The organism is Microbacterium sp. STRO-1N, from assembly GCF_057748015.1.
On record NZ_CM173234.1, the window covers coordinates 103,061 to 122,492 of the forward strand.

Consider the following 19,432-nt stretch of genomic DNA (forward strand, 5'->3'; position numbering starts at 1 on the left):
TACACAATCGCATCGGGGGGTGCACGATGGTGACATCGTCAGCAGTGTTCAATGAATTGGCCGGAGTGTTCGTCGGGATCGGCATCGGCGGCGCGGTGATCGCCGTGCTGTGCGCGCTGATCGCGTCGATCGCGATGATCCGAGGTTCGGAGGGCGTCGTCGGGGGCGCCGTCGCGGGCTGGATCGTGGGCACGATGCTGAGCGCGGCGGCCGTGTTCGCCCACAACTGGCTGCCGGTGCTGGTGTCCGGTGTGGCACTGGTGGTGGCATTGACGCTCGGCGGGATCGTGCGCGGCATCCTGTCGGGACGACTCGCGCGGCCTGCCGCCGTCGTCCGGGCGGCCGAGGCGACCGTGCCGGCCAAGCCGGCGAAGCCGGCCGTGGTCGATTCCCCGCGTCAGCCCGCCTTCGAGGTTCCCCGCGCCGCCTTCGACGCCCGCTGACGCCTGGTCTGCGGGCGCGGGATCCGGAGGTTCGGCGACGACGCGTTGCCGGGGCGCTGCCGGGGCGCGACTCCTAGCGTTCGATCGATCGGGTGGAGCCACGAACCATGAGAGACCCGAGCAATGACGTCCGTGACGGCATCACGTCCTCGTCGTCGTGCAGGAGCGCGTTCATCATCGAGGCGGCCGCACGACCCATGTCGAACGTAGGCACATGGAAGGTGGTCAGTGGCGGCGTCGTCATCTGACTCGCGCGAACGTCGTCGGTTCCGACCACGGAAATGTCCTCCGGTATGCGCAATCCCGCATGAGCGATCGCTTCGTAGGCGCCGAATGCGCTCTTGTCGCTGACCGCATAGATGGCGGTCGGCGGATCCGGCAGCTTGAGCAACTCGAGCGTCTGGCGATATCCCTTCACCGATTCGCCCGAGATCTGTGGTGGCATCAGCGTCGGGTCGGGCTGGATCCCCGCATCGAGCAGCGCCGCCTGGTATCCGTGCATCCGGTCGCGGAGGCTGACGTATCGAGAGGACCCGAGCAGCATGCCGATTCGGCGGTGGCCCAGCGACAGCAGATGGGTGGTGCTGAGGTGGCCGGCGGTGAAGTTGTCGGCGGTCACCGCGTGGGTGTCAGAGCTCGCTTCGACATAGTTCTCGAGAAGAACGACGGGGAGGCCGCTGCCCAAGACGCGTCGCACCATGCTCTCGTCGACGTCGCCGCCATTCGCAAGGATCACGCCGGCCACACCTGCGGGCGCGAGCTCCTCCAGTTCCCGCAGTGGGTCGTCACCGGGGCGGCAGAGCTGCAGAAGCATGCGAAGTCCCCGTTGGCGAAGTCCGTGCTCGACCCCTGACACGAGCTGCGCCATGAATCCGTCTTTGCTGGCGGCCGGGCTCAGCGCCTCCATGACGAGGCCGACGGTAGTGGTGCGCTGTGCCCTGGGGCGCTGAGCGTGCACATACCCGGTGGCGCGGATCGAGTCCAGGATCGCCTGCCGGCGTCGGTCGGATACTCCCGGCTTGTCGTTGAGGACCAGCGAGACCGCCGACAGCGGAACTCCGGCGTGAGCGGCGACGTCGCGCATCGTTACGGACGGATGCGTCAGATCATCCGCCAGGTCTCCGGTCTTCATCGCTGCCATTGCGTCAACACCCTTCGCTCGGACCAGGATAGTCGCGCCGCCAATAAGAACAAAAAAAGAACATACCTAAACTATTGCATCCTGATCGCGAAACAAGTTAGCTTGTTCGCGTGAACAACAATGATGTTTCTGTCAAGAGCGAGTCCACGAGGGAAGCCGCATGACCGCCGCCGTCTCCGTCCACCTATCGGTCGCGCCGACCACATACTCGCGGAACCTGTTCGGTCACTTCATCGAGCACTTCCATCGCCAAGTGTACGGAGGGCTCTTTCAGCCCGGCGCCGAACGGAGCGACCGGCGCGGATTCCGGCTCGATGTCATCGACGCGATGCGCGAGATGCAGCCGTCCGTGGTCCGCTGGCCGGGAGGATGCTTCGTGTCGAGCTATCACTGGCTCGACGGCGTCGGTCCGCGTCGACGCTCGCACTATGACAAGGCGTGGCGTGTCACAGACCCGAACACGTTCGGAACCGACGAGTTCGTGCAGTGGTGCGAAGCGATCGGTGCCGAACCGTACATCTGCACGAACGCCGGTACGGGGACGGCAGAGGAGATGAGCGACTGGCTCGAGTACACCAACCTGCCCGTCGGACAAGGTCGCTGGGCAGATCTGCGACAGGAGCACGGGCGCGGCGAGCCCTACGGCGTGAAGTACTGGAGCATCGGCAACGAGAACTACGGCGACTGGGAGATCGGCGCGAAGGACGCGCACGAGTGGTCGCGCCTGGTGACCGAGTCGGCGAAGATGATGCGCCACGTGGACGAGAACACCGTGCTGCTCACCGCAGCACGCGCCGACCTCGACTGGATGCTCCCGCTCTTGTCGGGTGCGGGTAAGTTCCTCGACTCGTTGTCCATCCACGGGTACTGGGACTCGCTGGCCCAAGTGGATGAACCCGCCGGCTACCTCAAGGCGCTGTCGCGGTCTCTCGAACCGCAGGACGACATCGAACGGACCCGCGACATCATCGGTGCGGCCGGTCTGGCAGGCAAGATCACCGTCGCGTTCGACGAGTGGAACCTCCGTGGCTGGCACCACCCGAACGGCAACAGCCCGGACAAGATCGCGGCACGGGATCGCAATGATCTCAACTCGACCTACACGCTCGCCGACGCCGTCTTCACAGCGGGGTTCTTGAACACCTGCATCCGCCATGGAGACGTCGTCACGATGGCGAACATCGCACCGAGCATCAACACCCGCGGGCCTCTCTTCGTCCACGACGACGGCATCGTGCGGCGCACGACCTTCCACGTGATGGCGATGTATGCGAATCTCCTCGGCTCGCAAGTTCTGCAGAGCACAGGCAGCGCGCACGAGCTCGATGGTGCGGGCGTTCCGGTTCTCGATCAGCTCGCCACGTTCGACCCGGAGACCGGTGAGGTGGCGCTGGTGCTCGTGAACAAGGATCCCGCGACCGACCTCCGTGTCGCGGTCGACTTGTCCGGCGCCCTGTTGGATGGAGATTTCATCTCGACCGTCCTGACGGGCCCCGGGCCAGATGCCTACAACGACATCGACCGCCCCGACGAGGTCATCCCGCGTGAGAGCCGCTTGCGGTTCGAGAACGGGCACGCGATCTTGCCGCCGCACTCGATCACGCTCTGCCGGATCCCGCTGCCGGTGCAGCGCACGACAGGAAGTGTCGACGTGCCTCGCGCCCTCGAGGGCTGGGCGCTCGATGCACGCTCCTGGCGCCGCTCAACTCACAACTGAATCAACTCGCTCGCGGTCCATAGTTCGAAGGAGAAGTCATGGATATCCTCACTCAGGGTCCCGTCATCAGCCGAAAGACGATGCTCCGGGGCATGGGGCTCGCCGCCCTCGTCCCGATTTTCGGAAGCGCACTCGTGTCCTGCGCCCCCGCCGCGGGAGGCGGCGGAAGCGCGACCTCGGGAAAGGTCGTCTTCGTGTTCTATGGGGATGCTGCGGCGCAGAAGAACTACGAGAAGCTCTTCAAGAGCTTTTCAGAGCAGTATCCCGACATCGACCTTCACGCGCAGGGCATCCCAGCCGACACATGGGCGGACTTCCTGAACACCGTCTCGACTCGGATCGCCGGTGGCCAGCAGATCGATGTGATCCAGGTTGCGACAGAAGGGCAGCGCCTCTTCGCCACGCGCGACATCCTTGAGCCGCTGGAACCCTATATCGCCAAGGACAAGGCGATCGTCGACGAGTACTACGCGGATACGCCACCCCTGTTGCGGGAGTGGCTCGGCACCTACGGCTCACCCGATGGCCAGACGTACTACATGCCGACGGGATACAACACGATGGCGCTGCAGGTGAGCCGTCCGAATCTCGAAAAAGCCGGTCTCGAGATGCCCACCGCCGGTTGGACCTGGTCGGATTTCCGGTCCGCGGGGTCGACCCTGAAGCGGGAGACCGGTGCGTTCATGGGCGTCGCGGGCTCGGGGTACTTCACCGATGTCATGCCATGGTTGGTGACCAACGGCGCGAGCACGATGAATGCGGAGTGGACGGTTCCCACGTATTACACGCCAGAAGCGGTCGAGGCTCTGGAGTTCGTGCGGTCGCTGGTCGTCGACAAGCTGGTTCCGGAGCCGGGGGGAAACTTCGACGCCGGCACTCAGATGTCGCAGGGCAAGCTGGCGACCTTCGGCGGAGGCCGATGGCCGACCCCCGGCCTGCAGGACCTCGGCATCGTCGACGAAGTGGAACTGGTCGCCTGGCCGGCGAACGCACAGCCCGGGACGACTGTGGGCTGGGAAGGCTGGCCGATTCTCAAGAGCTCGAAGAACAAGGACGCAGCCTGGACGCTGATCAAGTTCCTGATGTCCAAGGAATACGGCGAAGCGATCACGACGGGAGGCGCATCGTTCGTTCCAGCGCGGATCTCGATCACGACCAGCGAACTGTTCACGGATGATGCCCCTGCGAACTCCACACTCCTGTACGAGCAGCTCGAGACCGCGGTGCCGGTGCCGGCGCCAGAACGCGCGACAGAGTTCCAGCGCATCATCGAAGAGGCATGGCTCCAGGGGATCACGGGCGCCAAGGATCCCGATAGGGCTCTGCGTGAGGCCAACGCGAAGCTCGAGGGTCTCGTGTCGTGAGCGCCATCCCGTCCTTGTCCGTCCGGCCTGTTCGCCGCAACGGGTCCGTGCGACCCGGGCCCGAGCGGCGAACAGCCACCGCATGGGTGCTGATCAGCCCCGCACTCGTTCTCTTCGTGACGTTCATCCTCGGGCCGCTGATCGCCGCCTTGACACTGAGCTTCTTCAGCTACAACCTGCTCACGCCTGCGGAGTTCGTCGGTGTCGACAACTTCGCGCGTCTGTTCACCGATGACCTTCTGGTGCGATCGCTCGGCAACACGTTCCTGTTCAGCTTCGCCTCGATGGTCACGCACCTCGTCGGCGGCCTGCTGCTGGCATTGGCAGTGAACACGGGTATCAACCGAGTCCTGAGCTACGTCGTCCGCTCCGCCGTGTTCTTTCCATTCCTCATCTCCTGGGCCGCGGTCGCGCTGCTGTGGCAGTTCGTCCTCGATCCCGCTTTCGGGCTGCTCGACTACTATCTCGGGCTGATCGGAATAGACGCGCCGAACTGGTTCGCCGATCCGGCTTGGGCGCTGCCCGCGATCATCGGGATCGATTTCTGGCACACGATCGGGTACACGTTCCTGATCATGCTCGCGGGATTGCAGACCATCCCGCGCGAGATGCATGAGGCCGCCACTGTCGATGGCGCCAACGCCTTCCAGCGGCTCGTCCACATCACCCTTCCGCTGATGTCGCCGACACTCTTCTTCGCGTCAGTCGTGACGTTCATCGGCGCCTTCCAGATCTTCGACCCGATCCAGATCATCACGGGCGGTGGCCCGAATGATTCGACGATCTCGGCGGTCATGTACCTGTACCGCGTCGGCTTCCAGGCCTTCGAAGTCGGCTACGCATCGACGATCGCCGTCGTGATCTTCGTTGTCATCATGCTCGTGACGCTGCTCCAGTTCATCGGGCTGCGTCGATGGGTGCACCAGTCATGAGCGTCAGGACAGGAGCAGAATCCATGGTTTCGAACATCGAACTCGGGATCGAACCGAGCCCGGAGCGCCGTGCGTCCTGGCGGCGAGGCCGAGCGCTTCGCTGGATTCTGAGCCTCGGCCTCGCCGTCGTCGCCGTCCTGATGGCGGCGCCTCTGGTCTGGCTGTTCTCGTCCAGCCTCACCGAACCATCCTCCGCCTTCCAGATCCCCCCGAACTGGCTCCCCGTGCCGTTCACCATGAACAACTTCATCGAGGTCTTCACGGTGGTCCCGGTCGGACGGATGGCCCTGAACAGCATCATCGTCGCGCTGATCTCGGTGGTCGGATCGCTGCTGGTGGCGTCGCTGGCCGCCTACGCATTCTCGAGGATCGATTTTCCCGGTCGAGGCCCGTTGTTCATCGGCTTGCTCGCGGCGATGATGGTGCCCGGCCAGCTCACGGTGATTCCGATCTTCATCATGATGAGAAATCTCGGCCTCGTGGATACTCTCGCCGCGCTCTGGCTCCCCGCGCTCATCAACGTCTTCGCGATCTTCTTCCTCCGGCAGTACTTCAACTCGATCCCTCGAGACCTCGATGATGCCGCGCGCATCGATGGAGCGGGGCACTTCCGCATCCTGTTCCAGATCATCCTTCCGTTGGCCACGCCTGCTCTGTCGGCGCTCGCGATCCTCGGGTTCGAGGCGTCGTGGAACAACTACTTCGGACCGCTCATCTTCTTGAGCACGCCGGAGCACATGACGTTGCCGATCGGCTTGGTATCGCTGTCGGCAGGCCTCGGGCCATCGCAGCCGACAGTGATCTTCGCTGGGATCACCCTGGTCGTGCTCCCGATGCTCATCCTCTTCCTGCTTCTGCAACGGACTTTCGTCGAGAGCGTGGCAACGGTCGGGGTACGCGGTTGATGCTCGGTGCGGAGGGCGCCCACCCGCAGAATCCGGTCGAGCGCGGCGCCTCGGTCGTGTGGCACTCGTTGCCGCTGTTCCTTTTCGCCGGCATCGTCATCGCTGCGGTATGGACGGTCGCTCGCACGTCTATGCTCCTGCTCTGGCCAGGGATGCTGATCGTCCTCGCCCTGCTCGCCGCACTGGCCTGGGGGTTCGCAGCGATGATGGAGGGGAACGCCTTCCGCGTGAGGGACCTGGCATCGCATCTGCCCCGTGCCGCCTTCATGACCGTTCGACTGTTGTGGCCGGCAGTGGTCTCCCTCGCGCTATCGACGGTCGCGTTCCACATCGCGACAGCTTCCGGTCAGGAATGGATGCTGTTCAGCGGAGGCGCTGGGCTTGCGACGGCGGCCGCGCTGGGCGCTGTCGGCCTCCTTGCGTTGATCGCCGCCGAGGACTGCCAGGCGTCCGGGTCTGGAGCGTGGACACGCGGATTGCGCATGCTGGTGAGCGCGCCGATGGGTGGGGCAGGCGCCCTCGCCGGGTTCCTTCTCGCCGGCTGGGCGACGATGCATCTCAGTTTCGCGCTGCTGATCCTCCTCCCCATCCCGCTCACCGCGATCTGGGTGGCGGCATACATGCACGCAAAGGGAACCGCCTCCCCACCTGAACGACCGTGACAGGGCCGCCCCTGCTCAGCGGTAGTCGCGGTCCATGTGCTGCCGCGCGGCATCCCCTCCGGCGGCGACGCGTTCCGCCTCGCGGGCGCGCAGTTCGACGCGACGGATCTTGCCCGAGATCGTCTTCGGCAGCTCAGGCACGAACTCGATGATCCGCACCCACAGGTGCGCGGACAGCCGCTCCCGCGCGAACGCGTAGATCGCGGATGCCGCGGCGGCCTCGTCACCGGCATCCGGGCGCAGACATACGTACGCCTTCGGAACCGACAGCCGCGTCGGATCCGGGCTCGGGATGACGGCCGCCTCGATCACCAGTTCGTGCTCGAGCAGCACCGACTCGAGCTCGAAGGGCGAGATCTTGTAATCGGATGCCTTGAAGACGTCATCCGCGCGCCCGATGTAGGTCAGATATCCGTCCTCGTCGCGGGTCGCGATGTCGCCGGTGTGGTGGAACCCGCCCTCGCGGGACTCGGCGGTCTTCGCGGCATCCCGGTAGTAGCCGGCCATCAGGCCGACGGGGGCCTCGGCGAGGTCGAGCGCGATCTCGCCCTCGGCGTCCGTGACCTGGCCGGTCACCGGGTCCAGAAGCACGACGGGATACCCGGGGAGCGGGCGACCCATCGAGCCGTCCTTCACGACCTGGCCGGGGGAGTTTCCGACGCAGGCGGTCATCTCGGTCTGCCCGAAGCCGTCGCGGATGGTCCCGCCCCAGGCCTGGCGCACCCGCGTGATGACCTCCGGATTCAGCGGCTCTCCGGCTCCGACGAGCTCGCGCGGAGGATGCGCGAGGCGGCCGAGATCGGCCTGGATCAGCATCCGCCAGACCGTCGGCGGAGCGCAGAAGGTGGAGACGTGATGGGTCTCCATAACCTGCATCAGCGTGTTCGCGTCGAAGCGGTCGTAGTTATAGACGAACACGGTCGCTTGGGCGAGGAAGGGCGAGTAGAAGCTCGACCAGGCGTGCTTGGCCCACCCGGGCGAGGAGATGTTCAGGTGCACGTCCTCTGGCCGCACCCCCAACCACCACATGGTCGACAGGTGCCCGACCGGATAGGAAACATGGGTGTGCTGGACGAGTTTCGGCCGACTCGTCGTCCCGGACGTGAAGTACAGCAGGCTGGTGTCGGATGCCGGGGTCGGCCCGTCCGGTTCGAAGACCTCCTGCGCGCTCGCCGACTCCGTGAAGTCCGTCCAACCGTCCGGCGCCCCATCGACCGCGATCCGCAGGATGTCGCCGCCGACCCGGTCAGTGAGCGAGCCGAGGGTGACGACCGCCGTGGCCTCGCCGTGCTCGATGCGGTACGCCAGATCGGATGCCGAGAGCAGCGTCGAGGTCGGGATCGACACCGCGCCGATCTTCGTGATGGCGAGCATGACCTCCCATAGCTCGATCGAGTTGTTCAGCATCACGATGACGTGGTCGCCGCGTCGGATGCCCAGGCTCACGAGCCAGTTCGCGACCTGGTCGCTGCGGCGGGACAGGTCGCCGTAGCTCCAGGCCCGAACGCTCAGGTCTGCGGAGACGATCTGCACGGCAGGGCGCTCTGGGTGCTCACCGGCGACGACGTCGAACCACTCGAGTGCGAAGTTGAAGGAGTCGAGCTGCGGCCAGTGGAATCCGGCGCGCGCCCCCTCGTAGTCGGTGGCGTGATCGAACAGGAAGTCGCGCATCTCGCGGATGGCGGTCGTGGCGGCGGTGGCAGGACGGCTCATGTGTTCCATCCTGCACCCCGATCGAGCAGAGTCCGGAGCGATGGTCAGTAGTCGGTGTGCCTTTCCTTCTGGATCTCCAGTTCGGTTTCGCAGTCCGCCCATGCGAGCAGTGCGCTGTCCAGCTGTCGCCGCAGCCAGACGGCGTCGAGCTCATCGCCTCCGAGCCCGTGCAGCTGCGTCCGGCGGTCATCGACGGTTCCCGTCAGATCTGCCGGGCCTGAGGTGGTCGTTGCTTCCATGGGGTTCGCCTTCCGATCAGTGAATGGACTGCTAGCGGTTCCAGGGGCGCAGCTTGTCCGGGTTGCACACGATCCACACGTTCGCGAGCAAGTGGGACCGCATATCGGCGGTGAGAGCTCCGACGACCCGCTGGTCGCGAACGAGTGTGAGCCCTGGGACGCCGTTGATGGATGCCGCGGCGGTGTCGGTGCCGGCCGGCATCAGCTGCAGCAGCTCTGCTGCCGCTTCCTCTCTGCCCTTCACGGGAGTCGCCGCCGTAGGCAGGTGTCCGCCGCTGTCGATGACGACGGCGACGTCGGGATGCAGAAGCGCACGGACGGCGTCCTCGTCCTGGGAGGTCAGGGCATCGGCGAGTTCCTCCAGGATGCCGTGGTCGGCGGCACCGCGTCGCCGCCTGCGCAGCCACGCTGGGTAGTGCCTTCGGCTCATGCGCTGACCGCGCCGACGTGGTTGAGCTTCTGCGGGCTCATCACCCACAGCAGTTGGAGGATGCCGTCGCTCGACGTCGTCGCCGTCACCATCGTCGTGATCACGCCGTTCTCGGTGAGGGTCGCCGCCGGCTGGCCGTTGACGTGCACCCAGTCGATGGTCTTCCCGGTCCAGAAGTGGTGGGCGAACGCCGCGACGAACTGCGCCACGCGTTCGCGCCCGATGACGGGGATGCGGGCGGCCTGCTTCGTGCCGTTGCCGTCCGTGTAGCTCACGACGTCCGCGGCGAACAGCGCCTCGAGCTCGTGCGCATCCCCCTTCCGCGCAGCGGTGAGGAACGCCTCCAGCAGACGTCGCTGTGCGGTGGGGTCCGTCGGGGCGTTGCGGGCGGAGGAGAGGTGCGCACGGGCGCGGCTCACCAGCTGTCGCGCGCTGACGACGCTGCTGGAGATCACTTCTGCGATCCGCGTGTAGGGGTAGTCGAACGCCTCGCGCAGGATGTACGCCGCGCGCTCCGTGGGTGTGAGCTTCTCCAGCGTCAGCAGGATCGCGAACTGCAGGGCCTCGGCACGCTCGGCGCCGAGCGCCGGATCGTCGTCCGTGTTGACCGGCTCGGGAAGCCATGGCCCGATGTAGGTCTCTCTGCGCGTGTGGGAGGACTGCAGGACGTTGATCGCCAACCGGGTCGTGATGGTCGTGAGGAATGCCACCGGTTCCTGGATCTTCGAGCGATCCGTGTTCTGCCAGCGGATCCACGTCTCCTGGACGATGTCCTCCGCATCCGCCACCGTGCTCAGCATCCGGTAGGCGATGCCGAACAGACGTCGCCGATGCGCGTCGAAGATCCTCAGCGCTTCGTCGAGTTCCTCACCCGCATCGAAAGCGTCGTCGACCGCCACGTCATGCTCACCCATGGCTCATCGAACCCCTGCGAGGCTGCGGCGACCTTCGTCGTGCATCCAGGTGTCGAGCGTCGTGGCGGCGATGCGCATGGGGTCACGAGGCAGCAGCAGGTCGCCGGAGATGTTGAAGCCCACCGGGGCGGAGTCGTCATCCGCCACCACGTAGCGCGGGTCGTGATCGATTCCGAGGACTCGGCGCACGAACTCCGACAGCGGCATCCGCTCTGGTCCGCCGAAGTCGACCGCGCCGTTGAGGGGTCCTCCCAGCGCCAGCTCGACGAGGACATCGGCGACATCGGATGCCGCGACCGGCTGCACCGGTTTGGTCGGCAGATGGACGGTGTCCTCTGCGGTGTTCCATTCGGCGATCCGGCGGGCGAAGTCGTAGAACTGCGTGGACCGGAGGATGGAGTGCTCGATCGGGCCGGCTTTCACCAGGTTCTCCTGCGCGCCCTTGGCCGCGAAATAGCCGTCTTCGCCCGCGTTATCCGCGCCGACGATCGACAGCGCGACGTGATGCTTCACGCCCGCTCGCTGCTCGGCATCCAGCACGTTGCGCGTCGTCGTCTCGAAGAACTCCCGTGCCGCTTCGCCGGACAGGTTCGGAGCGTTGGTCGCATCGATCACGGCATCCGCAAACTCCAGGGCCGCATCCAGTCCGCGACCGGACCGCGCATCGACTCCGCTCGTCGGCGAGGCCACCACGACGGCCTGAGCGCGCCGTTCGAGCTTCTCGACGACCTTCCGGCCCACCTGACCGGTTCCACCCAACACAACGACTCGCATCTCGTCCGCTCCGTTTCTGAACCCTGCACCACTAGGCAGACTGCCCTATACGCATTGACCGAGCAGCGATTCGGTCTGTGACAGGCGGTTGCCTTTTCCCGCGATCTCGGGCCGAGCGCGCAGCGAGGGCCGCTTTCACCCGGTCTTCCGGATCCGTCGCCGCTCGTATCCCAGCGTCGCCAGGAGCAGCGCCAGCCCCACCACGACACCGGCGATCTGCGCCGGGACGGCCGGGATGCCGGCGCCGGTGATGAGCACGAGCCCCACGATCGCGCCGCCGAGCACCGCGTTGACCGCTCCGATCATGCTGGCCATCGTGAACAGGAACGACGAACGGGCGTACCGCACTCCCAGCTCCCCGGTGCGTGGGTCGTCGAGGGCGATCAGATCGGGGCCCAGGGGGTGCAGGCCGACGAAGTACTCGCGGATGCGTTCCATGCGTCTTCGTGCGGTGATGTTCTCGACGCTGTTGTCGACCAGTCGCACGACCGTGAACCAGCCGAGCATGAAGATCGTCGGGAACACCGTGAACGCGAGGGCGGCGAGCAGGGCCGGCGAGTCGGAGGCGAACCCGATCGCCACCAGTCCGCCGGACAGCGTCGACAGGTAGATGGCGCTGCGCGTCCCCGCTTCGTTGATCGTGGAGCTGGCGATCGCCTGCAGCACGAACAGCTCGGTGCCGACGGCACTGTTCAAGGCGGCGCGGTCGGAGTCCGCAGTCGGCATGTCCGTCACCTCACCGCACTCGTCGCGAACGCCCGGAGGTCGTCCGGCGGGAGAGCATCCCCCGTCGTGATGAGCTTCTCGATGTCGGCGATCCGGTTGGGAGTGTTGACCGTCATACCGGCCTGAACGACTCCCGCCTTCGTCCAGAAGGCGACGAACGCGGCCGCGTCGACGTCTCCGCTGATGTGGAGGTCGTCGTAGTCGTCCGCACCTCCGACGAAACCGGTGTACTCCATGCTGATGTCGAACTGGTCGCTGTAGAAGTACGGCAGACGGACGTAGTCCGCATCCGTGCCGAGCATCGATCTTGCGGCGTGCGGGCCCGTCCGCAGCGCCGTGGCCCAGTGCTCGACCCGAAGCGGACGGCCGTATCTGGCGGACGGAATGCTCGCAATATCACCGGCGGCGTACACGTGCGGAGCGGATGCGGCCAGGCGGCCGTTCACCGCGACACCGCCACCCAGAGCTCGATCGCGCAGCTCGAGTCCCGCGGCAGCGGCGAGCCCGATGTTCGGTACGGCTCCCACAGCGACGAGCACGACGTCTGCGGGGATCAGCTCACCGGTGGAGAGAGCGATGCCGGTCACTCGGCCCGCCGTGCCCTCGATGGCGGCGACCTCGACCTGGCGCCGCAGCGTGACGCCGCGGCTGGTGTGCACCGCGGCGTAGAAGGCCCCCATCGTCGCGCCGAGGACCTTCGCGAGCGGCTGTGCGCCGTGGCCGAGCACAGTGACGTCGAGCCCCAGCATTCGTGCGGATGCGGCGACCTCGAGTCCGATCCAGCCGTCCCCGATCACGACGAGGCGCCCGGCGCCGGACTCCCGGGCGTCGAGCAGTGCCGCCCGCAGGAGGTCGGAGCTCTCCAGCGTGCGCAACGAGAGCACGCCCAGCAGATCCGCGCCGGGAACAGTCAACGGGCGTGGAGACGAACCCGTCGCCAGGAGCAGATCGCTGTACGACTCGGTGGACCCGTCGGACATGGTCAGCGTGCGGTCGCTGACGTCCAGGGCGACGACCGTCGCCGCGGTGCGGACGACCACCCCGTTGTCGGCGTACCACTCCGGCGCGAGGGTGAAGACGCTGGTGCGGTCGCTTTCGCGGCGCAGGTAATCCTTCGACAGCGGCGGCCGCTCGTACGGGTGATGCGGTTCGCTGCTGATCACGGTGACATCGCCGTCATGACCCTCCCGACGGATGGCCTTCACGGCTCCGATCGTCGCAAGGCCACCGCCCACGATCACGATCGGCGCGGTCGAAGCGCCGCTGGTTCGCGCTGATGTGCTGAAGGTCGACATGTTCACCTTTCGGGGGCGGGTGTTCCGTGGGGTACGGCAGTCCTGCCATCAAAGACCGGGCAGCGAGCCGAGTTGTGACGACCGGCACGGGACGACGCGCTGTCACAGGACGGCAGCGCTCCCTGTCACATTGACGGCGTCCCTCAGGTCGGACGGAGACACCGCCGGCCACCGCCATGGATCAGGAGAGCACGATGAAAGACAGCCTCAACGGAAAAGTGGTCCTCGTCACCGGGGCATCGTCGGGGATCGGCCGCGCGACGGCTCTCGCGCTGTCCCGAGCGGGGGCGAGAGTCGTCGCGGCCGGGCGGAGGATCGACGAGCTGAACGCGCTGGTGGACGAAGCGCCGACGGAGATGCTCGCTGTGACGCTCGACGTCACCCGCAGAGATTCGGTCGACCACGCGGTCGCATCCGCCGTCCGTCGTTTCGGTCGGCTCGATGCGCTCGTCAACAACGCCGGCCAGATGCTGGCGGGCATGATTCTCGATGCAGACGTCGATCAATGGGTGCGGATGGTCGAGACGAATCTGCTCGGGTCGATGTTCACGGTGCATGCCGCGCTTCCGCAGCTCATCGAATCGCGGGGCGCGATCATCCAGGTCTCGTCGACATCCGGGCGAATCGCGTCGGCCGGCAGCGGCGTCTACGCGGCGACGAAGTTCGGCATCGCCGCCTTCACGGAGTCGCTCCGACAGGAGGTCACCGAGCGCGGCGTTCGGGTCGTCGTCGTCGAGCCGGGCTTCGTGGCCACGGAGCTGACAACGCACATCACCGATCCGATGATGAGGGCGGCAGCGGACAGCATCGGCCAGTCGATGCGCACCCTGCAGCCCGAGGACATCGCAGAGGTGATCGTCTTCGCGCTCAGCCGACCCGAGCATGTGTCGGTGAACGAGATCCTGGTCCGACCGACCGATCAGGTGCGCTGAGTCGTTCCTGTCGGCTGGTGCGTCGCCGTTGCGACGGCGACGCACCAGCTTTCACGTCGTTCCTTCGCCGTCACCCGGCGGCTCTGCGACATCCGCCACAGCCTGAGCGAAGGCGTGCGGTGCCTCAGCGGGCAGGTGATGACCCGCGTGGGGGATCTGACGGTGCTCGCGAGGCCCGGTGAACAGGTGCGGCTGCGGCGTTCCGTCGGTGGCGGGGAAGTTGCCGTCCGCGGTCCCGTCGAGCGTGATCGTCGGGACGCTGATCGCGGGAGCCGTCGCCAACCGCTCTTCGAGCTCGAGGTACCGGTTCGCTCCGGGCGCGAGCCCGAGCCGGTGCCGGTAGGAGTGGATGACGACCTCGACGTAGTCGGGATTGTCGAACGCGATCGCCGCGCGGTCGACGTCTGCGGCGCTGAACGACCATTCCGGGGAGTTGCGGCGCCAGATCACCTCGGCGATGTCGCGCCTGTTCGCCTCGAGCCCTCGACGCCCGCGTTCGGTCGCGAAGTACCAGAAGTACCAGAAGCCCGCCTCCAGGTCGGGGCGGATCGGCGTCTGCGAGGCGGCGATGTTCTGGATGAGGTAACCGTTCACGGAGACGAGGCCGGAGATCCGCTCCGGCCACAGCGCTGCGACCACGCATGCGGCCCGCCCTCCCCAGTCGTAGCCCGCCAAGACCGGTTCCTCCAGCTCGAGAGCGTCCATGAACGCCAGGAGATCCGACCCCAGTGCCGCCTGCTCACCGGTTCGCGGTGTGCGAGCATCCCGGAACCGGGTGGGCCCGTGACCGCGCAGGTAGGGGATCACGACGCGGAATCCGGCCTCGGTGAGCAGAGGTGCGACGTCGACGTAGCTGTGGACGTCGTAGGGGTACCCGTGCAGGAGCACGACGGGCTCGGCGTGCGGATCGCCGATATCCACGTAGGCGACCGAGAGATCGTCGGCGTCGATGCGATGTACGTTCGTGAACGGCTCGGCGGTGAGACTCATCTTCATCCTTCCGTGGTGCGGTGCCCCGCCCGGGTTTATCCGGGCAGGGCACCGCACGGGTCGATCACGCGACGGTCGGCTGCAGGCTCGCGACGTACGCCTTGCCTGCCGAGGCGATGACCTCGGCGACGGCGTCGGGGTTCGAGACCGAGATCGCGTGCGATGCGCCTGCGACCTCGCGCGTGCCTTGCGAGGCGGCACGCGCGGCGCCGGCGCGATGGACGGCGACGGGAATGTTCAGATCCTGGTCTCCGAACACGTGCCAGGACGGGATGCTCTTCCACGCGGGGTTCCCGGTCGGCAGCGCTTCCGAGAGCGCCGCCTCGGTCGCCGGCCGCTGGGTGGCGGCCATGAGCGCTGCGACCTCTGCCGACACGTCGGCGGCGAACTGGCGGTGGAACAGCTCCTGACGGATGACGAACTCGTTGCCGCCAGTGGCGACCGGGTACGCGGCTAGTGCGTCTCCGAGGGTGCTGCCCGGTTCGGTGGTGGAAAGTTCGAAGGCGCTCTGGCCGGTCTCGGGCACGAAGGCCGCGACGTACACCAGCCCGACGACGGCTTCGTTGTCCGAGGCTGCTTCGGTGATGACGAGTCCGCCGTAGGAGTGGCCGACGAGGATGACGGGGCCTCCGATCGACGCGATCACGTCGCGGACGTACGCGGCGTCGCCCGACAGGCTGCGCAGCGGGTTCGCGACCGCGACGGCGGTGACGCCGTGGCTCTGCAGGCGTTCGAGGACGCCGTTCCAAGATGCCGATTCGGCGAAAGCGCCGTGGACGAGGACGATGGTGGGCTTCTGGCTGGTCATGATCTTCTCTCTCTGGTTGTGGTGGCAGGCGGATCAGGTGGTGGCGAATGCTCTGCGGAGGACGTGGACGGCCTGCTCGATCGCTGCCGTGCTGGCGGCGGAGCCGCGCAGCGGGTTGAGCATCATGAAGTCGTGGATGGTCGCGTCGTAGCGGACGAGCGTGGTGCGCACGCCTGCCTCGATGAGCTTGCGACCGTAGGCCTCTCCCTCATCGCGCAGGACGTCGTTCTCGTCGACGATGAGGAACGTCTCGGGCAGCCCCTCGAGCTCGTCGACCGGGGCCCGCAGCGGAGACGCGGTCACGTCCTTGCGTGCCTGCACGTCCGGGAGGTAGTTGTCCCAGAACCAGGCCATCGCGTCGGCGCGAAGGTGGAAGCCCACGGCGAACTCGCGGTAGCTGTCGGTGTTCTGCCCGGCGTCCGTGACGGGGTAGTAGAGCGACTGGTGGATGAACGCGACGTCGCCGCGCCGCTTCGCGAGGATGGCGACGACAGCCGCCATGTTGCCGCCTACGGAGTCGCCGGCGATGGCGAGGCGGGAGGCGTCCAGGCTCTTGCTCGCCCCGTCATTCATGATCCAGCGCGCCGTCGCGTAGGCCTGCTCGACGGCGACCGGATGCCGGGCTTCGGGCGACCGGTCGTACTCGACGAACACGATCGCCGCGTCGGCGCCCGTCGCGAGGTCGCGCACGAGTCGGTCGTGCGTTCCGGAGTTGCCGAGCACCCAGCCTCCGCCGTGGATGTAGAGGACCACGGGCAGGTCCCCCTCGGCGCCTGTCGGCTTGACGATGCGCACGCGCACGTCGCCGACCTCGGCGGGCACGGTGATCCATTCGTCCGTGACATCGGGCTTCGAGACGGGGGCAGACTGCACGTCGTCGAGCAACTGCCGTGCGCCGTCGACGCCGCGGTCTACGAGGGAGGGCGGTTGGGCTGCGGCATCCGCGAACGCCTGAGCCTCGGGCTGCAGAATGTGGTCGGTCATGTCGGTCCTTTCGTCTGAAGGTGAGGACTGGGCCTCGACCGCGACTGGTCACCTGCAGCCCATGCCAGACAAGACCGGGCAGCATCGTCCGCTGTGACGATCCGGATCGGTCGGATTCTCATCGGGGCGATGTGTCACAACTCGAGACCGTGTCTTGTCAGATGAGTGCAGACGGATTCCCGTGGCAGCCAATCGGAACTCGAAGGAGCGACATGAAAATCACGGTCATCGGCGGAACGGGTCTGATCGGCGCGCGACTCGTCCGGAGCCTCCGTTCAGCGGGCCACGAGGTCCTGGCCGCTGCCCGCTCGACCGGCGTCAACTCGTACACCGGCGAGGGGCTGGAGGATGCACTGGAGGGCGCCGAGGTCGTCGTCGACGTCTCCAACTCGTCGTACACGGACGAAGCAGCGGCGCGCGAGTTCTTCTACACCTCGACAATGAATCTGCTCAGCTACGGCGAAGCCGCCGGTGTTCACCACCACGTGGCGCTCTCGGTCGTCGGCACGGACCGGCTCGCGCGTGCCGAGGGCGGCTACTTCGTCGCCAAAGAGCAGCAGGAGCGACTCATCATGGCGTCGCAGCGGCCCTACTCACTCGTGCACGCCACGCAGTTCTTCGAGTTCATCCGCAACATCACCGACCATGCCGTCCGCAGCGGCACGGTCCGGGTCGCCGACGTCCTCATCCAGCCCATGGCCGCCGACGACGTCGCCGAGGCCGTCGCACGAACGGCACTGGGGAAGCCCCTCCATGGCATGGTCGAGTTCGGTGGGCCCGAGGTGTTCAGCCTCGAGGAACTCGCCATCATCGACATGCGATCCCGCCAGGACGAGCGCGAAGTCGTCCCGGATCCGCTCGGGACCTATTTCGGAGCGCACCTCGCGAGCCGTGATCTCCTTCCTGAGGCCACCGCGACGATCGCCCCGACCCGGTACCACGATTGGCGCATCCAGACGCACGGAGCGGTCTGAGCGGCTCGCGCCATTATAAATAGCTTCCTATTTACTAGGAGGCAAGGTAATCTGTCGCTCGGTTGCAACCCGCAACCTCTCAGGAGCGGCTGATGACACGGAATCCGTACGACGAGCCCCGTTCCGAAGACGAATCGCTGGCGGCCTTCGAGGCGCAGCGCCGGCGGCTCTTCGGAATCGCCTATCGCATCCTCGGCAGCGCCTTCGAGGCGGAAGACGTCGTGCAGGAGACCTGGATCCGCTGGCACCTGTGCGACCGATCGGTCGTCCGCGACGCGGGGGCCTTCCTCGCGACGACCGCGACCCGCATCGCCATCAACGTCCTCAACAGCGCCCGATCGCGCCGGGAGACCTATATCGGCCCCTGGCTGCCGAGCCCGGTCGATACGTCCGACGACCCCCTCCTGGGGGCGGAGAATGCGGAAGCTCTCGAACTGGCGACCCTGCTGCTGATGGAGCGGCTGACCGCGACAGAACGTGCGGCCTTCGTTCTGCGCGAGGCGTTCGCGTACCCGTATCCGCGGATCGGCGAGATCCTTCGAGTCTCTGAGGCCGCCGCGCGACAGTTGGTCAGCCGTGCCCATAAGCATCTCGCGGTCGATGTCGTGCACGCTGTGGACGCGACCACGCAGAAGCGGCTCTTCCGCGTCTTCCTGGACGCGGCTCGAGGCGGGGATGCCGACGCGCTGGAATCCCTGCTGGCCGCGGATGCGGTGAGCTACACGGACGGTGGCGGGGCAGTGCGTCGCACCGCCCGCCGCCCGATCCAGGGTCGCGAGAGGCTCAAGCGCTTCCTGCTGGGCGTCGCGACCTGGTTCTGGGACGACGTCACGGTCGAATTGGTCGAGGCCAACGGACGGGCCGGCGCGGTGCTCTTCCGCGATGCGCGACCTTTCGCCCTCCTCACGGTCGCGACCCGTGATGAGCGTGTGACGCGGATCTTCTGGGTCATGAATCCGGTGAAGCTGGCATCGCTCGCACCACTCGCCTTCCCGTGGCGCATGTCGTGTTAGGTTCGGCCCGTGCCAGAAGAAGCCGGACCCTCGAACGTCGCCCTCGACGACATGGTGTGCTTCAACCTGCACGCCGCCTACCGTGCCGTCACCGCCGCGTACCGCCCGTTGCTCGAACCGCTGGGGGTCTCGTACCCGCAGTATCTGGTCCTCGCGGCACTCTGGGATTCCGGTGATCTCTCGGTCGGAATGCTCGTGTCCCGCCTGCAGTCGGACTACGGGACGATGACGCCGCTCCTGAAGCGCATGGAGACGCAGGGCCTGATCCTCCGCACACGGAATGCGCAGGACGAACGCTCTGTCATCATCGCGCTGACGGAGCACGGCGATGCCCTGCGCGTTCACTCTCCCGGCATTTATCAGTCCGTCGTCGAGACGTTCGGCTTCACCCCCGAGCGGGCTCACGCCGCCCTCGAGGTGCTGCGCTCGATCACAGCCCACGTGGCCCCGAACGACCGCTGACGAAATCGCCGACG

21 protein-coding genes and 1 pseudogene are annotated in these 19,432 nt (G+C 66.6%); 10 read left to right on the forward strand and 12 right to left on the reverse strand.

Features of this window, described 5'->3' with window-relative positions; genetic code table 11:
• Positions 1 to 26: 26 nt before the first annotated feature.
• Positions 27 to 443, forward strand: a complete 417-nt coding sequence (locus AC3ANJ_RS00540; RefSeq protein ID WP_488317730.1) for a hypothetical protein — start codon at positions 27 to 29, stop codon at positions 441 to 443.
• Positions 444 to 516: 73 nt separating this feature from the next.
• Here the strand turns inward: AC3ANJ_RS00540 and AC3ANJ_RS00545 are convergent, their stop codons facing one another.
• Together AC3ANJ_RS00545 and AC3ANJ_RS00550 are read right to left on the reverse strand one after the other, a co-directional pair.
• Positions 517 to 1,350 carry a substrate-binding domain-containing protein gene (locus AC3ANJ_RS00545; RefSeq protein ID WP_488319323.1) on the reverse strand — a complete coding sequence of 278 codons (834 nt, stop codon included), beginning with the start codon at positions 1,348 to 1,350 and terminating at the stop codon, positions 517 to 519.
• A 108-nt stretch (positions 1,351 to 1,458) separates the two neighbouring features.
• A pseudogene (locus AC3ANJ_RS00550) lies at positions 1,459 to 1,584 on the reverse strand (hypothetical protein); the annotation flags it as partial.
• A 160-nt stretch (positions 1,585 to 1,744) separates the two neighbouring features.
• Here AC3ANJ_RS00550 and AC3ANJ_RS00555 point away from each other — a divergent pair.
• Genes AC3ANJ_RS00555 through AC3ANJ_RS00575 form a run of 5 tightly spaced genes read left to right on the forward strand, consistent with a single transcriptional unit; the run spans position 1,745 to position 7,164 of the window.
• A complete protein-coding gene (locus AC3ANJ_RS00555) occupies positions 1,745 to 3,301 on the forward strand; it encodes an alpha-L-arabinofuranosidase C-terminal domain-containing protein (RefSeq protein ID WP_488317731.1) in 1,557 nt (518 codons plus the stop codon).
• 38 nt (positions 3,302 to 3,339) lie between these two features.
• Positions 3,340 to 4,665: an ABC transporter substrate-binding protein gene (locus AC3ANJ_RS00560; protein ID WP_488317732.1), complete on the forward strand. Its 1,326-nt coding sequence runs from the start codon at positions 3,340 to 3,342 to the stop codon at positions 4,663 to 4,665.
• Positions 4,662 to 5,597, forward strand: coding sequence for a carbohydrate ABC transporter permease (locus tag AC3ANJ_RS00565; protein ID WP_488317733.1), 936 nt, complete (start codon positions 4,662 to 4,664; stop codon positions 5,595 to 5,597). The genes AC3ANJ_RS00560 and AC3ANJ_RS00565 overlap by 4 nt, the downstream gene beginning before the upstream one ends.
• A 23-nt stretch (positions 5,598 to 5,620) precedes the next feature.
• Complete coding sequence (locus tag AC3ANJ_RS00570) at positions 5,621 to 6,502, forward strand: carbohydrate ABC transporter permease (protein ID WP_488317734.1); 882 nt, start codon at positions 5,621 to 5,623, stop codon at positions 6,500 to 6,502.
• Positions 6,502 to 7,164: a hypothetical protein gene (locus AC3ANJ_RS00575; protein ID WP_488317735.1), complete on the forward strand. Its 663-nt coding sequence runs from the start codon at positions 6,502 to 6,504 to the stop codon at positions 7,162 to 7,164. Before AC3ANJ_RS00570 ends, AC3ANJ_RS00575 begins: the two co-directional genes overlap by 1 nt.
• 15 nt (positions 7,165 to 7,179) lie before the next feature.
• Here AC3ANJ_RS00575 and AC3ANJ_RS00580 read toward each other — a convergent pair whose 3' ends face one another.
• From AC3ANJ_RS00580 to AC3ANJ_RS00610, 7 genes are all read right to left on the reverse strand, one after another.
• Positions 7,180 to 8,877: an AMP-binding protein gene (locus AC3ANJ_RS00580; RefSeq protein ID WP_488317736.1), complete on the reverse strand. Its 1,698-nt coding sequence runs from the start codon at positions 8,875 to 8,877 to the stop codon at positions 7,180 to 7,182.
• Between the two features lie 44 nt (positions 8,878 to 8,921).
• Positions 8,922 to 9,116, reverse strand: a complete 195-nt coding sequence (locus AC3ANJ_RS00585) for a hypothetical protein (RefSeq protein WP_488317737.1) — start codon at positions 9,114 to 9,116, stop codon at positions 8,922 to 8,924.
• A gap of 31 nt (positions 9,117 to 9,147) precedes the next feature.
• Positions 9,148 to 9,546: a sigma-70 family RNA polymerase sigma factor family protein gene (locus AC3ANJ_RS00590; RefSeq protein ID WP_488317738.1), complete on the reverse strand. Its 399-nt coding sequence runs from the start codon at positions 9,544 to 9,546 to the stop codon at positions 9,148 to 9,150.
• Positions 9,543 to 10,460 (reverse strand): RNA polymerase sigma-70 factor, encoded by a 918-nt coding sequence (locus AC3ANJ_RS00595; protein ID WP_488317739.1) that lies wholly within the window; start codon positions 10,458 to 10,460, stop codon positions 9,543 to 9,545. Before AC3ANJ_RS00595 ends, AC3ANJ_RS00590 begins: the two co-directional genes overlap by 4 nt.
• A 3-nt stretch (positions 10,461 to 10,463) precedes the next feature.
• Positions 10,464 to 11,201 (reverse strand): SDR family oxidoreductase, encoded by a 738-nt coding sequence (locus AC3ANJ_RS00600; protein ID WP_488317740.1) that lies wholly within the window; start codon positions 11,199 to 11,201, stop codon positions 10,464 to 10,466.
• 168 nt (positions 11,202 to 11,369) lie between these two features.
• Complete coding sequence (locus tag AC3ANJ_RS00605) at positions 11,370 to 11,960, reverse strand: hypothetical protein (RefSeq protein ID WP_488317741.1); 591 nt, start codon at positions 11,958 to 11,960, stop codon at positions 11,370 to 11,372.
• A 5-nt stretch (positions 11,961 to 11,965) separates the two neighbouring features.
• Positions 11,966 to 13,255: an NAD(P)/FAD-dependent oxidoreductase gene (locus AC3ANJ_RS00610; protein WP_488317742.1), complete on the reverse strand. Its 1,290-nt coding sequence runs from the start codon at positions 13,253 to 13,255 to the stop codon at positions 11,966 to 11,968.
• A 194-nt stretch (positions 13,256 to 13,449) separates the two neighbouring features.
• Here AC3ANJ_RS00610 and AC3ANJ_RS00615 point away from each other — a divergent pair, with 194 nt between their 5' ends.
• Positions 13,450 to 14,187, forward strand: a complete 738-nt coding sequence (locus AC3ANJ_RS00615; RefSeq protein ID WP_488317743.1) for an SDR family oxidoreductase — start codon at positions 13,450 to 13,452, stop codon at positions 14,185 to 14,187.
• 51 nt (positions 14,188 to 14,238) lie between these two features.
• On the opposite strand, the gene AC3ANJ_RS00620 is transcribed toward AC3ANJ_RS00615, so the two are convergent.
• From AC3ANJ_RS00620 to AC3ANJ_RS00630, 3 genes are all read right to left on the reverse strand, one after another.
• Positions 14,239 to 15,177: an alpha/beta fold hydrolase gene (locus AC3ANJ_RS00620; RefSeq protein WP_488317744.1), complete on the reverse strand. Its 939-nt coding sequence runs from the start codon at positions 15,175 to 15,177 to the stop codon at positions 14,239 to 14,241.
• Between the two features lie 64 nt (positions 15,178 to 15,241).
• A complete protein-coding gene (locus tag AC3ANJ_RS00625; RefSeq protein ID WP_488317745.1) occupies positions 15,242 to 15,985 on the reverse strand; it encodes an alpha/beta fold hydrolase in 744 nt (247 codons plus the stop codon).
• A gap of 33 nt (positions 15,986 to 16,018) precedes the next feature.
• Positions 16,019 to 16,969 carry an alpha/beta hydrolase gene (locus tag AC3ANJ_RS00630; protein WP_488317746.1) on the reverse strand — a complete coding sequence of 317 codons (951 nt, stop codon included), beginning with the start codon at positions 16,967 to 16,969 and terminating at the stop codon, positions 16,019 to 16,021.
• 212 nt (positions 16,970 to 17,181) lie between these two features.
• On the opposite strand from AC3ANJ_RS00630, the gene AC3ANJ_RS00635 reads away from it, so the two are divergent.
• The 3 genes from AC3ANJ_RS00635 to AC3ANJ_RS00645 all read left to right on the forward strand — a co-directional run bounded on the left by AC3ANJ_RS00635 (position 17,182) and on the right by AC3ANJ_RS00645 (position 19,418).
• On the forward strand, positions 17,182 to 17,943 hold the full coding sequence (locus tag AC3ANJ_RS00635; RefSeq protein ID WP_488317747.1) for an SDR family oxidoreductase: 762 nt from the start codon (positions 17,182 to 17,184) through the stop codon (positions 17,941 to 17,943).
• Between the two features lie 92 nt (positions 17,944 to 18,035).
• A complete protein-coding gene (gene sigJ, locus AC3ANJ_RS00640) occupies positions 18,036 to 18,956 on the forward strand; it encodes an RNA polymerase sigma factor SigJ (protein WP_488317748.1) in 921 nt (306 codons plus the stop codon).
• A 9-nt stretch (positions 18,957 to 18,965) separates the two neighbouring features.
• Positions 18,966 to 19,418: a MarR family winged helix-turn-helix transcriptional regulator gene (locus AC3ANJ_RS00645; RefSeq protein WP_488317749.1), complete on the forward strand. Its 453-nt coding sequence runs from the start codon at positions 18,966 to 18,968 to the stop codon at positions 19,416 to 19,418.
• Positions 19,419 to 19,432: the final 14 nt, after the last annotated feature.